21 protein-coding genes are annotated in these 22,062 nt (G+C 62.7%); 6 read left to right on the top strand and 15 right to left on the bottom strand.

The genetic code is table 11. The features are described 5' to 3' along the window. Positions 1-23 precede the first annotated feature (23 nt). The 4 genes from FKL89_RS09160 to FKL89_RS09150 all read left to right on the top strand — a co-directional run bounded on the left by FKL89_RS09160 (position 24) and on the right by FKL89_RS09150 (position 3,488). Positions 24-1,058, top strand: a complete 1,035-nt coding sequence (locus FKL89_RS09160; RefSeq protein ID WP_156862464.1) for a methionine synthase — start codon at positions 24-26, stop codon at positions 1,056-1,058. Between the two features lie 48 nt (positions 1,059-1,106). Beyond that, complete coding sequence (locus tag FKL89_RS09155; RefSeq protein WP_156862463.1) at positions 1,107-2,414, top strand: esterase/lipase family protein; 1,308 nt, start codon at positions 1,107-1,109, stop codon at positions 2,412-2,414. 2 nt (positions 2,415-2,416) lie between these two features. Further along, positions 2,417-2,566, top strand: coding sequence for a hypothetical protein (locus FKL89_RS20225; RefSeq protein WP_170293816.1), 150 nt, complete (start codon positions 2,417-2,419; stop codon positions 2,564-2,566). A 91-nt stretch (positions 2,567-2,657) separates the two neighbouring features. Then, the gene (locus FKL89_RS09150) at positions 2,658-3,488 is read left to right on the top strand and encodes a hypothetical protein (protein ID WP_156862462.1); all 831 of its coding nucleotides are present in this window, start codon (positions 2,658-2,660) and stop codon (positions 3,486-3,488) included. Here FKL89_RS09150 and FKL89_RS09145 read toward each other — a convergent pair. The 15 genes from FKL89_RS09145 to modA form a co-directional block, all read right to left on the bottom strand. Next, the gene (locus FKL89_RS09145; protein ID WP_156862461.1) at positions 3,481-4,395 is read right to left on the bottom strand and encodes a DMT family transporter; all 915 of its coding nucleotides are present in this window, start codon (positions 4,393-4,395) and stop codon (positions 3,481-3,483) included. The two genes, FKL89_RS09150 and FKL89_RS09145, sit on opposite strands and share 8 nt — an antisense overlap. 47 nt (positions 4,396-4,442) lie before the next feature. Continuing rightward, positions 4,443-5,828, bottom strand: a complete 1,386-nt coding sequence (locus FKL89_RS09140) for a DUF1501 domain-containing protein (RefSeq protein WP_156862460.1) — start codon at positions 5,826-5,828, stop codon at positions 4,443-4,445. Positions 5,829-5,837: 9 nt separating this feature from the next. Continuing rightward, positions 5,838-7,745 (bottom strand): DUF1800 domain-containing protein, encoded by a 1,908-nt coding sequence (locus FKL89_RS09135; protein WP_162527466.1) that lies wholly within the window; start codon positions 7,743-7,745, stop codon positions 5,838-5,840. A gap of 174 nt (positions 7,746-7,919) precedes the next feature. Continuing rightward, positions 7,920-9,047, bottom strand: coding sequence for an ABC transporter ATP-binding protein (locus tag FKL89_RS09130; protein ID WP_156862458.1), 1,128 nt, complete (start codon positions 9,045-9,047; stop codon positions 7,920-7,922). 8 nt (positions 9,048-9,055) lie between these two features. Beyond that, positions 9,056-9,904, bottom strand: coding sequence for a carbohydrate ABC transporter permease (locus tag FKL89_RS09125; protein ID WP_156862457.1), 849 nt, complete (start codon positions 9,902-9,904; stop codon positions 9,056-9,058). Beyond that, on the bottom strand, positions 9,901-10,785 hold the full coding sequence (locus tag FKL89_RS09120; RefSeq protein ID WP_156862456.1) for a carbohydrate ABC transporter permease: 885 nt from the start codon (positions 10,783-10,785) through the stop codon (positions 9,901-9,903). Before FKL89_RS09120 ends, FKL89_RS09125 begins: the two co-directional genes overlap by 4 nt. A 65-nt stretch (positions 10,786-10,850) precedes the next feature. After that, complete coding sequence (locus FKL89_RS09115) at positions 10,851-12,086, bottom strand: ABC transporter substrate-binding protein (RefSeq protein WP_156862455.1); 1,236 nt, start codon at positions 12,084-12,086, stop codon at positions 10,851-10,853. A 112-nt stretch (positions 12,087-12,198) separates the two neighbouring features. Continuing rightward, positions 12,199-12,591 (bottom strand): VOC family protein, encoded by a 393-nt coding sequence (locus FKL89_RS09110; RefSeq protein WP_156862454.1) that lies wholly within the window; start codon positions 12,589-12,591, stop codon positions 12,199-12,201. Between the two features lie 29 nt (positions 12,592-12,620). Further along, positions 12,621-13,061, bottom strand: coding sequence for a hypothetical protein (locus FKL89_RS09105; protein ID WP_156862453.1), 441 nt, complete (start codon positions 13,059-13,061; stop codon positions 12,621-12,623). Further along, positions 13,054-13,455: a hypothetical protein gene (locus FKL89_RS09100; protein WP_156862452.1), complete on the bottom strand. Its 402-nt coding sequence runs from the start codon at positions 13,453-13,455 to the stop codon at positions 13,054-13,056. The genes FKL89_RS09105 and FKL89_RS09100 overlap by 8 nt, the downstream gene beginning before the upstream one ends. Positions 13,456-13,460: 5 nt before the next feature. Continuing rightward, a complete protein-coding gene (locus FKL89_RS09095) occupies positions 13,461-14,279 on the bottom strand; it encodes a right-handed parallel beta-helix repeat-containing protein (RefSeq protein ID WP_156862451.1) in 819 nt (272 codons plus the stop codon). A gap of 49 nt (positions 14,280-14,328) precedes the next feature. Then, positions 14,329-15,957, bottom strand: a complete 1,629-nt coding sequence (locus FKL89_RS09090) for a 3-(methylthio)propionyl-CoA ligase (protein ID WP_156862450.1) — start codon at positions 15,955-15,957, stop codon at positions 14,329-14,331. Between the two features lie 387 nt (positions 15,958-16,344). Beyond that, positions 16,345-17,523, bottom strand: coding sequence for a molybdenum ABC transporter ATP-binding protein (gene modC, locus FKL89_RS09085; RefSeq protein ID WP_238363563.1), 1,179 nt, complete (start codon positions 17,521-17,523; stop codon positions 16,345-16,347). After that, positions 17,520-18,215, bottom strand: coding sequence for a molybdate ABC transporter permease subunit (gene modB / locus FKL89_RS09080; protein WP_156862449.1), 696 nt, complete (start codon positions 18,213-18,215; stop codon positions 17,520-17,522). The genes modC and modB overlap by 4 nt, the downstream gene beginning before the upstream one ends. A 55-nt stretch (positions 18,216-18,270) precedes the next feature. Beyond that, positions 18,271-19,005, bottom strand: a complete 735-nt coding sequence (gene modA / locus FKL89_RS09075; protein ID WP_238363562.1) for a molybdate ABC transporter substrate-binding protein — start codon at positions 19,003-19,005, stop codon at positions 18,271-18,273. A gap of 249 nt (positions 19,006-19,254) precedes the next feature. On the opposite strand from modA, the gene FKL89_RS09070 reads away from it, so the two are divergent. Beyond that, entirely contained in the window at positions 19,255-20,265 is a 1,011-nt protein-coding gene (locus FKL89_RS09070; protein WP_337786232.1) for a glutathione S-transferase family protein, read from the top strand. Positions 20,266-20,342: 77 nt separating this feature from the next. Then, positions 20,343-22,061, top strand: coding sequence for a long-chain fatty acid--CoA ligase (locus FKL89_RS09065; RefSeq protein WP_156862447.1), 1,719 nt, complete (start codon positions 20,343-20,345; stop codon positions 22,059-22,061). Position 22,062 lies beyond the last annotated feature (1 nt).

The raw sequence follows: 22,062 nt of genomic DNA, 5'->3' as shown, positions 1-22,062 counted from the left end.
AGCACGACCAGCCAGGATTCACCATGACCCACGCCCTCTTCCCCACCTCCATCGCAGGCAGCCTGCCAAAGCCGGCCTGGCTGTCCGAGACCAACAAGCTGTGGCCTCAATGGCGGGCACAGGGCGACGAGCTCGACGCTGCCAAGCGCGACGCCACCCTGCTCTGGATCAAGGAGCAGGAGGACGCCGGCGTTGACATCATCACTGACGGCGAACAGTCCCGGCAGCACTTCGTGCACGGCTTTCTCGAATACGTCGAAGGCATCGACTTCGAACACAAGGTGAAGATGGGCATCCGTAACAACCGCTATGACGCGATGGTGCCGGTGGTGGTTGGCCCGCTCAAGCTGAAAGGGCGAGTGCATCAGCGCGAAGCACAATTGATGCGCGCTCACAGCACCCACAAGATCAAGATCACCATGCCCGGCCCGATGACCATCATCGATACGTTGTCGGACAATTACTACGGTGACAAGGTGAAGCTGGCGATGGCCTTCGCCGAACTGCTCAACCAGGAAGCGCGCGCGTTGCAGGCCGATGGCGTGGACGTGGTTCAGTTCGACGAACCAGCGTTCAATGTGTACATGGACGACGTCAAGCGCTGGGGTATTGACGCCCTGCACCGCTGCATCGAAGGGCTGACCTGCACGACGGCCGTTCACATCTGCTACGGCTATGGCATCAAGGCCAATCTCGACTGGAAGGAGACACTTGGCAGCGAGTGGCGGCAATACGAGGAAATCTTCCCGGCACTCGCGGCCAGCCGCATTGACCAGATTTCGCTTGAGTGCATGCACGCGAAAGTGCCGATGCATCTGATGGCGCTGCTGAAAGGCAAGACGGTCATGGTCGGCGTCATCGATGTCGCGAGCGATGCGATTGAAACGCCGCAGGAGGTTGCTGACACCATCGGCAAGGCGCTCGAATTCGTGCCACGCGACAAGCTGATCCCGTGCACCAACTGCGGCATGGCGCCGATGGACCGTGGCATTGCGCGGGCCAAGCTCAATGCGCTGGCGCAAGGCGCGCAATTAGCTAGGTCGCTCTACGGCAAATGAGTAAGTTGTCTCCTGCGGCGCCTGTTGACGCGCCGCTGGAGACAACTGATGACAGCAGGCATTCGTCCTGACCCGTCCGCCCCGCACCGCACGGGTAACGTGGGCGACGACCTTCGCGGCGTAGGCAAGCTCGCCATTGACGCGACAACCAGCATCACCAGCCTGGTCGAGGCGATGCACGGCGGCATCAAACGGCCGCTCCGCAAGGGCAGCCCGGACGCTCGTGCGGGCGGCATTGCCGGCCTCGTGTATAGCAGCGTTCGCGGCATCACGCGAGGCGTTGGCTTTGGCATCGACGCTGCGCTGCGGCTGCTGTCACCGGCCCTGCGAGACGTGCCTGATGTGCGCGGGCGGGACAGCATCCTGAGCATCGTCAATGGCGTGATGGGTGACTACCTGCAGCAAAGCGGTAACCCGCTCGCCATCGACATGGAGTGGCGCGTCGGCGGCCGGCGACTGGAGATAACGCCAGATGCAATCAGGCACAGCATCGCCGACGTCAGCGGCAAGCTGCTGATCATGGTGCATGGCCTGTGCATGAACGATCTGCGCTGGCAGCGCAGCAGCGAGGCTGGCCCGCATGATCACGGCGCCGCGCTACACAACGAGCTTGGCTACACCGCCGTTTACCTTCGCTACAACACCGGCCTGCACATTGCCACCAACGGTCGCCAGCTTTCGCAGGCGCTGGAGGCGCTGGTCACCGCCTGGCCAGTACCGGTCGAGTCGATCACCATCGTCGCCCACAGCATGGGCGGACTGGTCGCCCGTAGTGCCTGCTGCTACGGCGAGGAAACACCGTCAACGTGGCGCCGCCGTTTGCGCAAAATGGTCTTCCTGGGCACACCGCATGCCGGTGCCCCACTGGAGCGCGGCGGGCGCTGGCTGGAATCGGTGCTTGGTTCAACGCCTTACGCTGCGCCGCTCGCACGACTGGGCCGGCTACGCAGCGCGGGCATCACCGATCTGCGCTATGGCAGAGTCCGCGAGGAAGACTGGCATGGCAGTAATCGTTTCGAAACCAACGAATCGTCAATTCATCCGCTGCCATTGCCGACAGACGTCGATTGCTTCGCCATCGGCGGCACCATTGGGCGCGAACCTGACGACCTGAAGGGGCGACTGCTGGGTGACGGCCTTGTGCCCCTCGCCAGCGCATTGGGGCAGCACAAGGACGCCCACCGGGCGCTGGCCTTTCCGCCGTCTCACACAGCAGTTCTTCCAGGGATTGACCACCTGCAACTGCTTGGCGCGCCCGCTGCCTATGCCGCGTTGCGCGGCTTCCTCAGCGACGGGACCGCCCCTGCGCAGACAGAAGAGTATGCTGCTGCAGCCCACCACGAGGAAGGAGCCTGACCATGACACTATGCCCGATCGCCGTCGTCGCCGGTTGCAAAAAGTGCCCGGCGTTTTCTGTCTGCCCGCTGAAAAGCACGCTTGGCGACTACAAGCCGGAAGAGAAGAAACCTGAAAGTAGCACCAGCGGCGGCAGCAAGAAGCGCTCCTGACATCACGGCGTCACACGGCGCGTGTGCGCAATGCGTGCATGCGGTGCGATTTATGCTTAGCATCACACGTACCCAATTTGTGGAGATAGTCATGTACGGACGCCTGAAAACCGCCCTCAAGCTGCTTGTCGCTTCTGCCGCGCTGGTCGCCTCAACCTCGCCGTTTGCAGCCAACAGCACTGAGTGCACGAACCTCAAGCTCTGCTATTGCGTCAACGACGACTTCAAGCCAGTCATCGAAGAGAAGATCAAGTTCTACCGCCAGCAGATCGCCGATGCACGGGCCAAAGGCAAGGCGGTCGCGTATATGAGCCTGCCGCTATCGACGCTGGGGGGTGGCTTCTTCGATGTCAACACCGAAGTGGCAAAGAAAACCAAGGATCGGATCGAGGCACGTTTTGGTGTTGACTCGGTCTGGGTATTAAGCCCCGGCACTAAGGAGTCCGACCTCAGCCTGCCGTCGGGCGCCCGCGGCACCAACGACGACTACATGCTGATGTGGACCCGCATCCTCGAGGGCGTCAAGGGTCTGGGCGAGGACTTCGATTTCGTCTACTTCGTCGGCCCGTCTGACTTCGGCGCCTTCTTCGGCTTTGACGGCGTTGCCGACATGAAGAAGGTCGATGCCTATTTTGATGAACGGATCAAGACCGACAAGAACCTGCAGCGCGAGGTTGAGCGTGGCCGCGTCACCAAACAGACGTTCCGAAACTACTACGGGCTGAAAGGCTCGATCACGGTCAGCAACGGCGCGCATGAAGAATGGAACATTTTCCGCACGCTCAATGAACGCCGTCGCGCCGACAAGGCTTACGGTATCGGCAACCAGATCCCGATGCTGTTCGACGGCAAGGCGGTGCCACCCGCTACCGCCGAAATCCCCAATACACCGGGCATCAGCGGCGCCTGCAAGGTCAACTAGAAGCGGTTTCGGGGCGCCGACGTGACGGCGCCACAACGAGATAAATACCCAGCAACGTGACCGCCATGCCGACGATCACGTTGCCGCCCAGTTTCTCGTCAAACATCAGCCACGCCAGGATCGCGGTCAACCCCGGCACCACGTACATGGTGCTGGTCAGCCGCGTCACCGAACCCGTACGCAGCAGATAAAACATCAGCGTGATGCCAACGCCGGAAAGCACCAGAATGCTCCACGCCATCGCAATGATGACTTCGGTGGTCCAGCGGATCGAGAAACTCTCGAATGCCCAGGCGAAAGGCAGCGTTGCAGCCGTCGCTGCGGCGAACTGAATCGCCTGCCCGGCACGCAAGTCGAAGTGCGGCACGAAGCGCTTCTGGTAGAGCACGCCAAAGGTCGTCCCCAGCAGCGCTACAAAGCAGATCAGCGTTGGCCAACCCAGCGACTGCGCGGAAACGCCCGCCAGTTTGGCGTACAGCACAATCATCACGCCCACAAAACCCACGGCAACACCGGCGATCTGTCGCGCGTTGACTCGCTCTCCCGTCCAGTGCGCGAGACAAATGGTCAATACCGGCTGCAAGTTGACAATGAGCGCGGCAACGCCCGCCGACAGGCCCATGCGGATGGATACCCAGACGCCGCCGAGATAAATCGCCTGAATCATCACGCCCGCCACCGCGATATGCAGCGCGTCGCGCTTGTTGGGCCACCTGGCACCGGCAAGCACCGCCAGCAACGCCATCATGATCATCACACCCAGGTAACGGACGATCAGGAACGACAGCGCTTCGGCGTCTTTCGCGGCCAGCTTGGCGACGACGTAGCCAGTTGCCCAGACGAAGATGAAAGCCGGGATGGCGACGCGAGCGCCTGCCGTTGAAATTGTTGCTGGAGCCGATTGCATGTTGTCATGCTAGCGACTCCGTCGTGCCTGCCCGCAGGCTGCAGTCCTCAGAACATCGGCAGTGGCCCCGCAGGGAAACGGTTGAGCCTTGGAAATACGTCGGCAAGCTGCGCCGCCGTCAACCCAAAGAAGTTACCACCGAGTGCTGCGGCGTACTGCTCGGTTGATGTGGTCGGGATCCAGCGACCGCCGCTGGTGTCATCGGGGCCATCCACACGCAGCGTCGGGAAGGTGCCATACAGCTTGCGCCCTGCCACGCCGCCCCCAACCACCACATGGTGACTGCCCCAGCCGTGGTCCGACCCGCCACTGCCATTGGCCGGGAAATCGCGGCCGAAGTCGCTCATGGTGAACGAGGTGACCTGGCTGGCAACGCCCAGCTCGACCGTGGCGCGGTAGAAAGCCGCTATTGCATCGCTGACAATGCCAAGCAGCTCCGCCTGGTCCGCCAACTGGTCGATGCCGTGCGTATCAAAACCGCCGATTGAGCAGAAGAACACCTGCCGCTTCACGCCAAAGCTGGCGCGCGCCTGTATCAGCCGTGCTACCGTGCGCAATTGATCACCCAGACCGGTACCGGGAAACACAGTTGTCAGTGCTGGCCCGCTGTTCAGCGCCTGCTGGAAGACCTGCTGGGTAGTGATGCCACGCTTGATCGTTTCGTTCCATGCCGCCTCGAACAAGTGCCCGCGCGCCACGTTGATCATCTCACCGAAACCGACCGCCAGCGGATCGGTGGCCCCGGCCTCATAGGCGTCGAAGCCAAAACTGCCGGAGGATGACACTTGAAACGGCGTCACGGTGGCGCCCTGCTGAAAACTGCTGCGACCGTTGACCGCAATGGCCGTGGCCACGTTCTGCACGCCGTTCATTGACGCGATCTGGTCGGCTACCCGACCACCCCACCCCAGCTTGATCGAACTGTCAGCCGTCCCGGTCTGCCATTGCGACTGCTGGTCGCTATGCGAGAAAAGATTGGGTGGCGTCTGCGCCGTGTTGTTCTGCCATTGCGTACGCGTCAATGGCTGCAACAATGGCCCCACGTTGGCAACAGCGGCGCATTGACCGCTTTCAAACAGCGCCGACAGTGCCCCCATCGACGGATGCAGCGCAAACTGGCGTCCGCCGGTGTTGGTTGGATTGATGGCAGTCAGAGAGCCGCGATCCAGCGCCAGACGACCGCGCCCACGCTGATAGTCGCCAAAGCCCGCTGCATCCAGCGGGATCAGGAGATTGTTGCCGTCATTGCCGCCAAACAGAAAAACACCCACCAGCGCCCGGTAGTCAGTGGCAGCGCTTTGCGCGAAAGCGGCACGGGTCAGCCCGGCCATCAGTCCACCGCCGAGGGCGAGCGGCGCCACCGCCCCAAGCCTCAGCACGCGACGGCGGGATTGCAGCAGTTGTGTTGCATCAGGAGAGAAGTATTTGCTCATGCTGCGCTCCTATCGCTGAATAACAAACTCAGGTGCGATGACCGCGATATTCAGCGCCACCAACAAACGGTCCGACGGCCGGTTTGCCGGCACCGCGTTGATCGCCTTCTCAAGCACGGTTCGCGTACTGTTCGACATGCTCCCCGAGAACAGCAGCCAATTCATGCGGTCCAGCAGGCCGCCAGTTGACGAGGCAGCAGCCAGCCAAGGTGTCGTGTCGAAATCGACGCGGTTCGCGTCGTCAAAACCAATCCCCCCGTCGCTGATCATCCGCGAGAAAAAATTGGTGCTGCCCACCACCTGGGTGTCGGACGCATTCTGGAACTCGGGTGCGACCAGCCCGGCCTGCGCGATGGCACCGGGTCGCGTGTAAAACGGCGAAAAGAAGTTGAACACCGACACCGACAGCAACGGCGACTGCCCCAGGTAGTCATCGGGCGAATCGAGCCACCACACCGAATTGCGGCCATTCTTCGACTTGCCGCCCATCGCATTGACAAAGTGCACGAAGCGCACCATTGGTTCGCGCAGTTTGCCGTAGCTCACACTGGCAGCAGACGGACTTCGCGCCTCATCGTCCAGCAAAATGGCGCGCACCACCGCTTCCAAGTCGCCACGAACGCCGGCGCCATTGTTGTTCCACACCGCCACAACGCGCGTCATATAGGCCGGCGACGGATTGCTGGTCACCAGGAACTGGATCAGCCGCTTGGCCATGAACGGCCCGACGTTGGGATGGTTGGCGATGTTGTCGAGCGCGTCATCGAGATCCTTCTGCGCGGTTTGTCCGGCGGGAATCGCCACGCCGTTCAATAACTGCTTGGGACCGGTGGAGTGATGGCTCGGCCAATTGGCCATCTCCAGTGTCCAGTTTTCTTTCGGCGGATTGAAACCTGCCGAGAAGGACGTGTCGTTGCCGCCAAAGCTCCAGCCAGTAAACACTTTGGCAAAGCCCTGCACCACGGTCTGGTCGTAGGTCGGGATCGTTTGCCCGGCAGTATCACGCTTGGGGGTGCCATCGTCGTTCAACTGCACCAGTCCGATCGAGAACAGTTGCAGCACTTCGCGTGCGTAGTTCTCGTTCGGCATGCGCCCGGTCGCCGGGTCTTCCTTGTCGTTGCCGAGCATGTTGAGGTAATAGCCCATCGCTGGCTGCAGGGTCACATCGCGCAGCAGCGTGCGATAGTTGCCAAACGCGTTCTTGTAGAGAGTGTCCATCCAGAAGGCGAGTGCGTCGGTGTCCTGATCAGGGGCGATGTTCGATACCACCATGATCTCGGACAGGGCGAGTGCGACGCGGGCGCGCAGGCGGGCGTCACCAAAGATCAGGTTCTGCCAGATCGCCTCGTAGATGTGCTGCTCCTCCACCCGGCCACCAGTCGCCCGAATGGCTGCGAGATAACTGGCGTGAGTGCCCCACGGCGCAGTGAACTGGCTGTCGAGCCACGCCGCTGGCGTGCGATTGACTACGTCGTCGATATCAGCCGTTGTACGGGCACCGAAGCTCGCCTGGGTGAGGAACCTTGCGGCATCGACCCGTTTGGGATCGCTGGCTGCCGGTGGGGTGACGGTGCCGAAAGTGAGTATCACCTCATTCGACCACTGCGCATTGCTGCCGTTGGTTCGCGCGATGAACTTGTAGGTGCCAACAGCAAGGTCAGGCACGTCCCACATGCCGCTGGCACCGGCGCTCGCGCCCCAGCGTTTGCCATTGACGTAGAGCCGGACGGTATCGTTGTCGTGCCCGCTGCTGGTGTAACTGGCGGTCACCGTTGCCCGACCATTGCTGATCGGTCCGGCAGTGGCGGTCAGGGTCAGTGTCGCCGCCGGAGCACTGAGCGAAGCCAGCAGCCAGATCAGGACGACGATAGAACCGATTAGCAGGGACCGGTAATCGGCCGGCCAGCGCCTCAGCAATAGCCTTTGCTGGGGACTTTTTTCACCGCTTTGCTGCATAGTGCTTCCATGTAGACAAATCCCCCGGTGAAATGCAGCGGGCACTGTTCCGCTCGACTGCAACCGACGCAGTCTATGACATCGTCATCAGCAATGCAAGCAGGACGCCAGCGGTGGCGCGCAAGTGGCGATCTGCTAACGAGACGAAAACGCGATAGCTCTGCCAGTAGCACGATCAAACAAGGCCACCGAACGCGTGTCGACGGCCAGTTCGATCAGATGATCGTGGATCGGTGCCGATGGATGCAGCCGGCACACGCAGCGCTCGCCGCCGAGCGTCACAAAGGCCAGCGTATCGGCGCCAGTCAGTTCGGTGATATCGACGTGCACAGTGATGCGCTCATGCGACGTATCGGCACGCAGCGCATCAGTCATGTGCTCGGGTCGCACGCCCAGCAGTACCTCGATGGGCGCAGCGGAAGGCGGCAAATCGCTGACGGCAATATGGCGCAGCGACAGCGTGAACGCCGCCTGCTTGCCATGCTCCTCTACGCGGGCGACGGCGACGCCGGCTTCCACCACGACGGTAGCGGGGATCAGATTCATCGGCGGCGAGCCCATGAACCCGGCGACGAAGGTGTTCACCGGCCGGTTGTAGATGTCGTCTGGGGGGCCGAACTGCTGCACCACACCATCCTTCATCACCGCGATCTTGTCGCCCAGCGTCATCGCCTCAATCTGGTCGTGCGTGACGTAGACCGTGGTGATGCCCAGCCGCTTGTGCAGCAGCTTGATCTCGCTGCGCATCTCGACGCGGAGCTTGGCGTCAAGGTTAGACAGCGGCTCGTCGAACAGGAATATCTGCGGCTCGCGCGCCAGCGCCCTTCCCATCGCTACGCGCTGGCGCTGGCCTCCAGACAGTTGCGCCGGACGGCGATCAAGCAGCGCTTCGATCTGCAGAAGTTTCGCAACGCGGGCAATCGTCGCGTCCTGCTCGGCCTTGGGCACCTTGCGCAGCGACAGCCCAAATGCAATGTTCTCGCGCACACTCATCGACGGATAAAGCGCGTAGCTCTGGAACACCATCGCGATGTCGCGATCCTTCGGCGGCAGGTCATTGACGCGTTTGCCACCGATGGCGATTTCGCCCTCGGTGACTGTCTCCAGCCCGGCGATCATGTTGAGCAATGTGCTTTTGCCACAGCCAGAACCACCGACCAGAATCAGGAATTCGCCATCGGCAATATCGAGGTTGATGCCCTTCAGCACCTCGACGCCATTGGGGAAGGTTTTGCGAATGTTCCTGACAACGAGACTGGCCATGCGCTTCCCTAACCTTTGACTGCGCCGGCTGTCAGCCCGCGCACGAAATACTTGCCCGCCACGATGTAGACGAACAAGGTCGGTGCAGCGGCAATGATCGCAGCCGCCATGTCGACGTTGTATTCCTTGACACCGGTTGACGTGCGCACCAGATTGTTGAGCGCCACGGTCACCGGTTGCGAATCGGCGCCGGCGAACACCACGCCGAACAGGAAATCGTTCCAAATCTGGGTGAACTGCCATATGACGCAGACCATGAAGATCGGCCCGCTGATCGGCAACAGAATGCGGCGAAAGATGGTGAAGAAGCCGGCGCCATCAACGCGGGCCGCCTTGACCAGTTCGCCGGGAACGCCAATGTAGTAGTTGCGGAAGAACAGTGTCGTAAAGGCCAGCCCATAGATCACATGCACGAAGATCAAACCCCACACCGAGTCTGACAGGCCGACGGCGCCCAGCGTGCGCGCCATCGGCAGCAGCACCACCTGAAACGGAATGAAGCAGCCGACCAGCAGCAGGGTGAACAACGCGTCGGAGCCGCGAAAGCGCCAGTGGGTGAGCGCATAGCCGTTCAGCGCACCGATCAGCGTCGATATCAGCACCGCCGGAATCGTCATCAGCAGGGAGTTCAGGAAGAACGGTTTCAGGCCCTCGCAACGCACGCCCGTGCAGGCGTGGCTCCACGCCTTCAGCCAGGGCTCGATGGTCGGCGCATGCGGTGCCGCAATCAGACTACCCTCACGGATTTCGTCCAGCGACTTCAACGAGGTCGCCACCATCACCCACATCGGCGCCAGTGCGTAGAGGGCGACGAGCAGGAGCACGCCATACAAGGCATAGCGGGCGACACGATTCATCGCGAGCCCTGCCCCGAACGCGCTTCGGCGTACATCAGCGGCACCATCACCGCGATGATGGTCATCAGCATCATGACCGCACTGGCGGCACCGACGCCCAACTGACCACGGCTGAACGAGAACTGGTACATGAAGATGGCCGGCACGTCAGACGCCGTGCCCGGCCCGCCACCGGTGAGCGCCATCACCAGATCGAAACTCTTGATGGCAATGTGCGCGAGGATCAGCGTGACCGAGAAGAAGACCGGCCGCAGCGTCGGGATGATGATGCGTCGGTAAATTGTCAGCGCCGACGCACCATCGACCTGCGCGGCCTTGATGATCTCGCTGTCGACACCGCGCAACCCGGCAAGAAACAATGCCATCGCGAATCCAGCGCTCTGCCACACGCCGGCGATGACCACCGTGTAGATCGCGCGATCGGGATTCACCAGCCAGTCGAAACTGAAGCTGGTCCAGCCCAATTGCTGCACGATACGCTCAAGCCCGAGCCCGGGATTCAGCAGCCACTTCCACGCGGTGCCAGTGACGATGAACGACAGCGCCATCGGATACAGGTAGACAGCACGCAGAAAGCCCTCGCCACGAATCTTCTGGTCAAGCAGGATAGCGAGCAGCAGCCCGACGATCAGGCTGATGCCGATGAACAGACCCCCAAATATTGCCAGATTTTTTGCGCTGGTCCAGAAGCGCTCGTTGTCGAACAGATCGGCGTAACGCTCCAGCCCGGCCCACTCCCAGTTCGGCAGCAGGCGCGACTCGGTAAACGACAGCGCAACCGTAATCAGTATGAAACCGTAGACGAACACCAGACTCGCCGCAAGTGTGGGCGAAAGCACGAGCTTGGGGAGCCAGCGATCGGCTGACGCGCGAATTTGCATTCGGCCTGTTGGAACGATACCACCACGGCTTTCACGGTGGCATCGCTCGCCTGCAGTAAAGTCCGCTACTTGGTCTTCGACGCCTTCAGCAACGCCGCCACCGCATCCTTGCTCGACATGTTCGAGTTCATGAATTTGGCGATCACGTCGACGATGGCGCCCTGTGTAGCAGAAGGCACGGCCATGCCGTGCGCAAAGCTCGGTTCCAGACCACCGCTCTTGGCAGTGCTGTCGAAGTCAGCCATCGACTTGGTAGCGCAGGTGTCAAATTTGGCCTTGTTGACGCCGGGGCGCACCGGGATCGAGCCCTTGTTCAGGTTGAACACTTCCTGGAACTCCGGCGACATGATGGCCGTGGCGAGGTCAAGCTGGCCCTTCTTGGCGTCGGCCGCCTTCACGTTGAACATTGCGAACGAGTCGATGTTGAAGGTGTACGCGTTGGCGGTGCCCGGTGCCGCGACGCAGGCGTAGTCCTTGCCGGCGACCTTGTTGGCCGCCGTGAATTCGCCCTTCGCCCAGTCGCCCATGAACTGCATGCCGCCCTTGCCGTTCATCACCATCGCCGTGGCGAGGTTCCAGTCGCGACCAGCGGCATCCTTGTCGATGTAGGTCTTGATCTTCGCCAGCGTGTCGAACGACTTCAGCATGGTCGGGCTGTCGATGGCTTTGGCATCCAGCTTGACCAGCGCGTCGTTGTAGAACTTGGCGCCACCGACACCGAGCACGACCGACTCAAACACGGTCGCGTCCTGCCAAGGCTGGCCGCCGTGGGCGATGGCTACCAGGCCCTGCGCCTTGAATTTGTCAGCAAGGGCGAAGAACTCGTCGTAGTTCGCTGGCGCCTTGCCGCCCGCCTTGTTGAGCGCGTCCTGATTGATCCAGAGCCAGTTCACGCGATGCACGTTGACCGGTGCTGCGACGTATTTGCCCTTGTACTTCATGGCATCAGCGACGACTTTTGGCAGCAGCTTGTCCCATTCCCTGGCCGAGTCGCTGATATCACCCAGCGAGCCTTCGCGCGCCCACTCCTGAATCGACGGCCCCTTGATCTGTGCGGCGGTCGGCGGGTTGCCGGAAACTACGCGCGCCTTGAGCGCCGTCATCGCGGCATCGCCGCCGCCACCAGCGACCGCAAAATCCTTCCACTTGTGGCCCTTGGCTTCGAGCATCTTCTTCAGCTCGGCAACCGACTTCGCCTCGCCGCCCGAGGTCCACCAGTGCAGCACTTCGACGTCTGCGGCGGCCGATGCGCCGGCCATCAATGCGGACGCGACCGCGGCGACAATGATTCGCTTGTTCATGAAATCTCTCCTTGTTGGCAACAGATGTTGTTTTGACTACCGCTGGGCCGCGAGTGTAGCTCGCGCTTCGGGCACGTCAATGCCGGTCATCGGCGAATGCCACTGACCAACATCACTCCGCACGGTGGCAAGCGACGCAAATTTTGTTGCCTTCGGTATCGCGAAAGTAAGCGCCGTAGTAGTGCTGGTGATACTCGGGCCGGAGCCCCGGCGCGCCTTCGCTGACGCCGCCGTGCGCCAGCGCGGTCTGGTAAGCGGCGTCCACGGTGCGACGCTGATCGGCGAGAAAGGCTGCCATCTGGCCGTTGCCGGCGGCGTGCTGCAAACCATTGAACGGCGTGCCGATCAGAAACAGCGGCCGTGGCCCCGGCTCGGATTGCCAGCCTGCCCACGGACGCTCAGGATCACAAAAGCGCTCCTGAATGCCCAGCACCGGCATCAACGCGCGATAGAAGCGCAACGCACGCTCGAAATCGACAACACCAACAAATATGTGAGAAAACACTATCGGCCTCCTGCCGCCATCCGGTAGCGTTATTGCTGGTCCTGCAGGACGTACTCCCGCATCTGGCCGAAAAGCGGCGTCAGCGTCGCGATCTCGCAAGTGCCATCGTGAAATCGCCAGGTGGTCTCGAAATCCTCATGGCTGCGTGCGCGCCACAACCGTCCTGCCCTATCGATCACCAGCGAGTGACCAACGCCGCCTCGAAAGATACGCGATCCGTCGGTGCCGGTAAACAGCGTACAGGTCCACGGTCGCTGCGGGAAGTTGGCGGCGACGTAAGCCGCAATGTCCACCGTCAGTTGCTCAAAAATGGTGGCTCGTGCTTGAGGTTGAGCGGCGAGCGTCGCGGCGATTGCCTGTGACAGCATGGCATCCGCTGGCGAATACAGCACGCCAGACTGCAGCACTTCGCCCTCTTCAACCGTCGCGGCACCCGCCACGGCGCCCGGTGTGGAGCGGGAGTCAGTCATGGAGACGCATGACAAGCAATGGAAAACCCATCAGCAACACCACACCAAAGACCAGATAGTTGCCAGTCGCCGGGTTGAAGTCGTCGAGCACTTTCGCCCACGACCGCCGCAGCAGCAGCTTGCCCAACGCAACGTCAAAACTGGCCATGAACAGCGCGATGACAAGGCCAAGTAACAACAGATCCCCCGTGCGATTCAATCCCATCGGCGGCACCAGCAGGTAGCAAACAGCAAACGCCAGCAGGGACCCCGAGATGATGCTCAGCTTGAGTGCGCGTTCCTTGCCGATGCGTGGCACCACCAGAACCGTGCGTGCGATGCCGTGCAAGGTCTCCGCGCCCGCCAGCACGACACACAGCGCTGCCGTGCGAACCACAAGATCAGCATCCACCATGATTGCTACTGCTGGAATAGCTGGTCATCGGGATAGTTCTGTCGAACAACGGTATTGCCATGCACGGCGACCTCGCCGGTCGCGCCGCGGACATAGAGCCCGGCACCAACGCCGCTATGCGCGCTGTTGCCGGTGATCACACTGCCACCCAGTTGCGCCGCAGAATCTTCGCAGTAGAGACCAGCGCCCTCCCCTGAAGCAGCGAATAGCGCGTTGTCGGTCACCCGGCTTCGCCACAGGCGCAGCCGGGAGCGCGCCAGATAGACACCAGCGCCCTTCGCGCCAGCGCCAGCATGGAGAGTGTTGGCCTGGAGGGTGCAACCGGCGATTTCCACCTTGCAGTCAGTGCAGTGCAAGGCACCGCCGCGGGCTTCACCCTTCAGCGCCTCAATCGAATTGCCGATCAGCATCGACTTCTGGATGCGGACGGCAGAGTCGACGCAAAACATGCCAGCCCCTTGCAGCAGATCGTCGTCGCCGCATACGCGGTTCCCGGCCAGCACGCACTCCTGCAACGCAATCTTGGTCCGCGTCGCGGAAATGGCCCTTGCCCGCCCGTTCGAGCGGATCTCAATGCCGCTCAGATAAACGGACGAGTTTTCGGCACGGACCACACTATCGGCCGCATCTCCCACGAGCACCACACCGCGGCGACCGAAGTGAGTGGTACTGATCACCACGTCCGGCACGTCAACCAGCACCACATCCTCGGCGTACACGCCCGGGCTCACCATGATGGTGGACGGCCGCTGCAGCGCACGCACAGCGTCTCCGATCGTCGGATACTGCGCCGGCACCAGCAGCACGTCATGGCCGACATCCATCAGTAAACGCCCGACACGGCAGGTTTCGTAGATTGCGGATGCCCGAGTGTCACGCTGGTAGCGAGTAGTCCTTGAACATGTCGCGCAGCTTCGCTTTCATCATCTTGCCGGTCGCGCCGAGCGGTATGGCATCAACAAACTGCACGTCATCAGGCACTTGCCACTTGGCGATCTTGCCGTCGTAGAACTGGATGATCTCGTGCGCGGTCACCTCCGTATTGGGCTTCTTGACCACCACCAGAATCGGCCGCTCGTCCCATTTGGGATGACGGATGCCGATGCAGGCCGCCATTGCCACGGCTGGGTGCGCCATCGCGATGTTCTCTACGTCGATCGAGCTGATCCACTCGCCGCCGGACTTGATCACGTCCTTGCTGCGGTCGGTGATCTGCATGAAGCCATCGGCATCGATGGTGGCCACGTCACCGGTCGCGAAGTAGCCGTCGCGGTCGAGGATATTGCCGCCCTCGCCCTTGAAGTATTCCTGCACGATCCACGACCCGCGCACCAGCAGGTCGCCCGACACCTTGCCGTCACGCGCCAGCTCGCCGCCGTTCGGATCAACGATCTTCATGTCAACGCCGAACACCGCGCGGCCCTGCTTGAGCAGGATACTGCGCTGGGTTGGCCAGCCGGCTTTCAGATGCTTGCCCTTGAGCGTGCCGTAGGTACCAATCGGGCTCATCTCGGTCATGCCCCAGGCGTGATTGACGGTGACGCCGTACTTTTCGCGGAAGGCGTCCAGCATCGCGGGCGGGCAGGCGGAGCCGCCGATCACGGTGCGCTTCATGGTCGACAGCTTCAGATTGTTGGCCTCCATGTGCCCGAGCAACATCTGCCACACCGTCGGCACACCCGCCGAAAACGTCACCTTTTCGCCTTCGAACAGTTCATAGATCGACTTGCCGTCCAGCGCCCCGCCGGGGAACACCACTTTGGCGCCCACCATCGGCATCAAGTACGGCAGGCCCCACGCATTGACGTGAAACATCGGCACCACTGGCAGCACGGTGTCGCGCGAGCAGATGCCGATGACGTCGGTCGCAGCGCCCGCCATTGCGTGCAGCATGGTCGAGCGGTGGCTGTACAGCACGCCTTTCGGGTTGCCCGTGGTGCCGCTGGTGTAGCAAAGGCTCGACGCCAGGTTCTCGTCAAATGCGGGCCAGACATACTGGTCGGAATGGGCGCCAATCCAGGTTTCGTAGCTCTGCAGATTTGGAATGCCGCTGTCGGCCGGCAGCTTGTCGGCATCGCACAGCGCGATGAAGTGCTTCACCGTGGGCAATTTGGCGGCGACCGCCTTGACCAGCGGCAGAAAGGTCATGTCAAAGCAGAGTGCCTCGTCTTCCGCGTGGTTGATGATCCAGGCCAGTTGCTCGGGATGCAGGCGCGGGTTGAGGGTGTGCAACACCCGGCCGGAGCCGGACACGCCGTAGTAAAGCTCGAAATGGCGGTAGCCGTTCCAGGCCAGCGTGCCAACCCGTGCCGATTGGGCGAGACCCATCGCGTCGAGCGCGTTGGCAATCTGCTTGGCGCGGCGGTTAATGGTGGCGTAGTTGGAGCGATGAATGTCACCCTCCACGCGGCGCGACACCACCTCCGTGTCGCCGTGATAAGTCGCAGCGAATTCGATCACTGACGAGATCATCAGCGGGTGGTATTGCATCAAGCCTTGCATGGTTCCTCCTTGTGGCATGGTCGTTACGCTGTCAGGCAACCCAATGCCGATGCGGGTTCGCGGCCAGTTGGCCAATGCGTCACCAGCGTTGCGGGGTTACACAGTTTCAGCTTTGCCAGCAATCGTAACCGCTGCTGCGCTGCGCAACCATGCGTAGCACGCAGCAGGGCGCAGTTGCCTAAAATTTGCACACGGATTGCTTGGCTTTGTCTCGTCGCCCCGCGCCGTGGCCGGTTTGTGTCAACAGCCTTTTAGGCAAGCATCTTTTTGCCAGAAACCGCATCCGGACTGGGCTCAAATAGCAAAAGTGATTAAAGTCGATATTTGATCATTTCGCTGTTTAAGCCCAATTCGAGTGCGGCTTACAGAGAAAAGCTGCTGCGCCGCTCAGGCCGTGAAGCCCATGCTCCGCTTGTCGAATGCGATGGCCTTGATCAGCGCGAACACCGGCTGCCCGGCTTCCAGATGCATCTCGTCCAGCGCCTGCCGAGAGATACGCGACAGCAGTTCGCGCCCGGCACCACCGCCCGTCGCGGCCAGCCGTACATGCACCTCGACGATAGCGCCACCGCGGTCGTCAATCGCGGTGATCGTGCCCGGCAAAACATTGCGGATGCTGAGCCCCTGCGGCCGCTCTACCGCAAGCGCAACGTCACGCGCACGGATGCGGATGCGCGCCCGCGTACCCAGCGGCGTGTCCACACCGGGCGCAACCAGTTCGCCGCCGTCGAATCCGTAAGTGGTCAGGAAATAGTGCATGTCCTGACGGACAGCGGTTGCCTCGATCAGCGCGCCGCCTTCGAAGCGGCCGGTGTAGGGGCGCAGATCGTTGCGATTGAAGATTTCCTCGGTGCTGGCGCAGGCAACGGCGCGCCCCTCGTTCATCACCACCACGTCATCGGCCAGCCGTGACACCTCGCCGATCGAATGGCTGACATAAACGATGCGAACGCGGAACTCGTCACGCACGCGCTCGATCAGGCGCAGGATCTCGCTGCGTCGGGCGGTATCGAGCGATGCCAGCGGCTCGTCCATCAGCAGCAGGCGCGGCTGCGACAACAACGCCCGGCCGATCGCCACCCGCTGCTTCTCGCCGCCCGATAGCGTCGGCACCGCGTGCCCGAGCAATGGCGTCAGGCCCAGCAGTTCGGTAACTTGCTCGAAAGGGACGCTGGCCCGTGCTGCGGTCGCCGCCGAGGTACGTCGCGCCCCATAACGCAGGTTCTGCTCGACGTTCAGATGCGGAAACAGCAGCCCGTCCTGAAACACATAACCCACCCCGCGCTGCTCGACCGGCAGATGGATACCGCGCTCGCTGTCGAACCAGGTTTCGCCGTCCACCACCACGCGCCCGCGATCCGCCCGTGCCAGGCCGGCGATGATGTTGATGACGGTGGATTTGCCCGAGCCGGAGCGCCCGAACAGCGCCAGCACGCGGGCGTCACTGCGCAGCGTTGCCTGAATCGCAGTGACGGCCTGCGGTCGCGCCTCCTCGGTGGCGTCCGGCCGCGCGCCAGCTTGCGCGCCGCGAGCAGCAAAGCGCTTTTCGATGTCCAGCTCGATCACGCCAACTCCGCCTGTCGAGCCAGCCGCGCGCGACGGTTGATCCACTCCGAGGCCGCGAGCGCCGCAATCGACAGCACCACTGACACGGCGCACAGCCGCAGTATCGCGGCATCGCCGCCGGGGCTCTGGGTCAACCCGTAGATCGCCAGCGGCAACGTCTGCGTCTCGCCGGGGATGTTGGAGACGAAGGTGATGGTGGCGCCGAATTCGCCCAGCGACCGGGCAAACGCAAGCAGCACGCCGACAGCGATACCGGGCATCGCGAGCGGCAGCGTGACCGAGTAGAACGCCCTCCAGCGCGATGCCCCCAGCGTGCGCGCCGCCCATTCCAGTCGCGGCGGCACCGCCTCGATCGACAGCCGCATCGCCCGCACCATCAGCGGAAAGCCCATCACCGCCGCCGCCAGCGCGGCCCCCGTCCAGCGAAACGCCAGCGTAATGCCCAGCCAGTCATGCAGCAACGCGCCGATAACGCCCTGCCTGCCGAACAACACCAGCAGCGCATAGCCGATCACCACCGGCGGCAGCACCAGCGGCAGATGCACCACCGCATCAAACAGTGTCTTGCCGGGGAACGAACCGCGCGCCAGCAGCAGCGCACAGCCCAGCGCCAGCGGCAGGCTGAACAGCACGCTGGCGCCAGCCACCTTCAGGCTGAGCAGGATGATGCCGAGTTCGTCTGCGGAGAGCATGCCCGGATTGTCGCTGTTCTTGCTGCAGACCGCGTTGTGCCGGAAGCCGGCCGAACTATCGTTTCGGCACGAATCCGAATTGACGCCAGACTGCCGCGCCCTCTTCGCTGGTCAGATGGTTCAGCAACCCGCGCGCGGCCTCACTGTCGCGGCCAGTCACGATCGCGCCCGGATACACAATGGGCGCATGGGTGCCGGCCGGGAATGCTGCCAGGGCACGCACTCTCGGCTCGGCGATGGCGTCGGTGCGATAGACGATCCCGAGCGGCGCTTCGCCGCGCGCAACAAAGGCCAGCGCAGCGCGCACGTTCTCGCTGCGCGCCAGCTTTGGCTCAACCTCTGCCCACGCCCCCAGCGCGGTGAGCGCCGTGCGCGCGTATTTGCCGGCCGGCACGTTGTCGAGGTTCGCTACCGCGAGACGCCCCTGCCCCAGCGCTGTCACCAGTGATACAGCCGCACCCGTTGTCGTCAATTCGACCTTTGCTGTGCTCTGCGCTGGAGCGATCAGCACCAGCTCATTGGTGACCAGGTCGCGGCGCGTTGCGGCAACGACCAGCTTGCGCGTGGCGAGATAGTCCATCCACTCCTCGTCCGCCGACAGAAAAAGATCGGCTGGCGCCCCGTTTTCGATCTGCTTCGCCAGCGCGTTGCTGCCTGCATACGACGCACGCACCACATGCCCGCGCTTGCCCTGGAACACCTGAATCTGTTTGTCCAGCGACTCCTTCAGGGACGCGGCGGCGAACACGGTGAGCTCGGCAGCGCTCGCTAAACAGGCGGCAGCGGCCACTGCTACAGCGGCCAAGCCACGCGCAGCGCTCGCAACGGGCGACGAACATCGGAAATTCAATCGGTACTCCAGTCTCAAGTCACGCGGTTAGCGGTATTGCGCAATATAGACCGGTTAGACCGGTTGCCATTGGGCCGGCCACGCCATTTGCGTGCGGGCGGCAGCGCCGTTCAGCCGTCGCGGAAACCATTTCGGTGAACTTACCGTAGCAGACAGGCTGCGCAGCCAAAGCGCGCCACCGAACCCGCAATGCGGCACACCATCGGCGAGGCGCTAAAGTTCCAGCAGCATCAACGCACCGCCCCCCGCAAATCCACAGGAAGTACCTTGCCAGACATCATCCTCCACCACTATCACACCTCCCCTTTCTCCGAGAAGGTTCGCCTGATCCTCGGCTACAAGCGGCTGGCCTGGCAATCGGTGCTGATTCCGCAAATCATGCCCAAGCCGGACGTCGTGGCGCTGACCGGTGGCTACCGCCGCACGCCGTTCATGCAGATCGGTGCTGACATCTATTGCGACACCGCCCTGATCTGCGACGAGCTTGAGCGCCGTTACCCAACCCCCAGTCTCTACCCAGTCGAAGTTCCGGCCGGCCTCGTGGACACGGTCGCGCAATGGGCCGACAACCAGCTCTTCTGGTGGGGCGCCATAGCCTACTCGTTCCAGAGCAAGGCAATGGCCTTCATCTTCGACGGGGTGCCGGCCGAGATCGTCAAGGCTTTCGCGGCGGACCGCGCGGCGATGCGGGCCGGGGCGCCGCGAACGCCGGCGGCCGACGCTGCCGGCATGTTGCGCGTCTATCTGCAACAGATCGACAGCATGCTGGCGCGCACACCGTGGCTGCTTGGGCAAACACCCTCGCTGGCAGACTTTGCCGCCTATCACCCGCTCTGGTTCGTGCGCCGCATCACACCACTGGCCGACATCCTTTCGTCCACGCAGCATGTGCTGCCGTGGATGGACCGCGTCGCCGCAATGGGACATGGCACACCCGCCAAGCTCGCCAGCGCTGACGCCATCCGCATCGCACACGACACCAAACCAGAAGCGCCGGCTGGCGAGTGGCATGACGAGCATGGCATCGCAGCCGGCGAACCGGTGACCGTCACTCCGCTTGACTACGCCTTCGACCCGGTGGCCGGGGATCTGGTCGCTGCGACGGCGAAGTCTTACGCCTTGCGCCGCTTCGACGAGCGCGCCGGCGAAGTCGTGGTGCATTTCCCCCGGGTGGGTTTCAAACTGGAAAAGGCACACTAGGATTTGACAGTGTCTTGCGGCGACAATTGATCGGGGCTTGTTAACGCGCCCCAGGACAAGCAAGGAGGATTGCAACGATGTCGACCGCAGCGGCCACCCCGGCCGACCCCACCCGCCATTTCGCGTTCTGGCCAAAACGTCAGCCGCGCGAACTCGACACGCCGGACACCTCGCTGTGGGCCAATCTCGACATCACCCACCGCCGCTACGCTGACCGGCCGGCGTTCGTGTTCTTTGACCGCGTGATCAGCTACCGCGAGCTGTTTGCCTCGGTGGAAAAACTCGCAGGCTGGCTGCAACAGGTGGCTGGCGTCAAAAAGGGGGACCGCGTCGCGCTATGCCTGCAAAACTCGCCGCAATTCGTCATTGCCTATTACGCTGTGCTGCGGGCCGATGCTGTGGTGGTGCCGGTCAACCCGATGAACAAGGCAGCGGAGCTGACCCACTACATCACCGACCCGGCCGCGAGGGTGGCGATTGTCGGCAGCGATCTGGCGGCTGCATGGATAGCCGCCAATCAAGAGGTCGCCGCCACCAAGCCGGATATGGCGTTGCAGCACCTGCTCGTCACCCGCTACTGCGACGAAATGAGCAACGGCGCCTTGCCCGCCGGCGGCTTCCCGGATGCCTGGCGCGCCTGGCTCGACCTGACGGTAGACATGCCCACCTACGCAACGGCATGGCGCGACGCGATGGGCGCCAGCCTTACTGCCTCGGCGCCCACCGCCGGCCCGGACGATCTGGCTGTGCTGCCCTACACCTCCGGCACCACCGGGTTGCCCAAGGGCTGCATGCACACCCACCGCACCATCATGCATAACGTGGTGAGCGGCGCGGTGTGGGCCAATGGCAGCTCGGCAGTGGTCAGTTTGGCCGTGGTGCCGATGTTCCACATCACCGGCATGCTTTATGGCCTGCACGTGCCAATCTACCTTGGCTCATGCGCCGTGATCATGCCGCGCTGGGACCGCGATGTCGCCGGCCGGTTGATCTCGACCTACAAGGTCACATCCTGGACCATGGTGCCGACCATGATGATCGACCTGCTGGCCAGTCCCAACGTCGCGCAGTACGACCTGAGCAGCCTGCAATACATTGGCGGCGGCGGTGCCGCGATGCCACAGGCGGTGGCGCAGAAACTGCTCGATCAGTTCGGTCTCAAATTTGTCGAGGGCTATGGGCTCACCGAGACCGCCGCCCCCTCACACTCCAACCCGCCGGACGCCCCCAAGCAGCAGTGCCTGGGCGTGCCCTACGTGGGCACCGATTCGCGGGTGGTGAACCCGGACACGCTGGCGCCCTGCGCCATTGGCGAATCCGGCGAGATCGTCATTCACGGCCCGCAGGTGTTCAAGGGCTACTGGCAAAACCGCTCCGCCACCGAAGCGGCCTTCGTCGAAATTGATGGCAAGCAGTTCTTCCGCTCCGGCGACATGGGCCGGGTGGACGAAGACGGCTACTTTTTCATGACCGATCGCCTGAAGCGGATGATCAACGCCAGCGGCTTCAAGGTGTGGCCCGCCGAGGTGGAGGCGCTGCTGTTCCGCCACCCGGCGGTGGCCGAAGCGTGCGTGATCTCCACCCGCGACCCCTATCGCGGCGAAACCGTCAAGGCAGTGATCGTGCTCCGCCACGACGCAAGGGAAACCACAGCGCAGCAGATCATCGACTGGGCGCACGACAACATGGCGGCCTACAAAGTGCCACGCATCGTCGAATTCGCCGACGCCCTACCAAAGAGCGGCTCCGGCAAGGTGATGTGGCGAGCGCTGCAGGAGCGGGAAAGCGCGCGTTAGG

It is taken from the genome of Casimicrobium huifangae (assembly GCF_009746125.1).
Taxonomy (GTDB): Bacteria; Pseudomonadota; Gammaproteobacteria; order Burkholderiales; family Casimicrobiaceae; genus Casimicrobium; species Casimicrobium huifangae.
The sequence above is the reverse complement of the archived record's forward strand: the minus strand, read 5'-3'. Positions and strand labels throughout refer to the sequence as shown.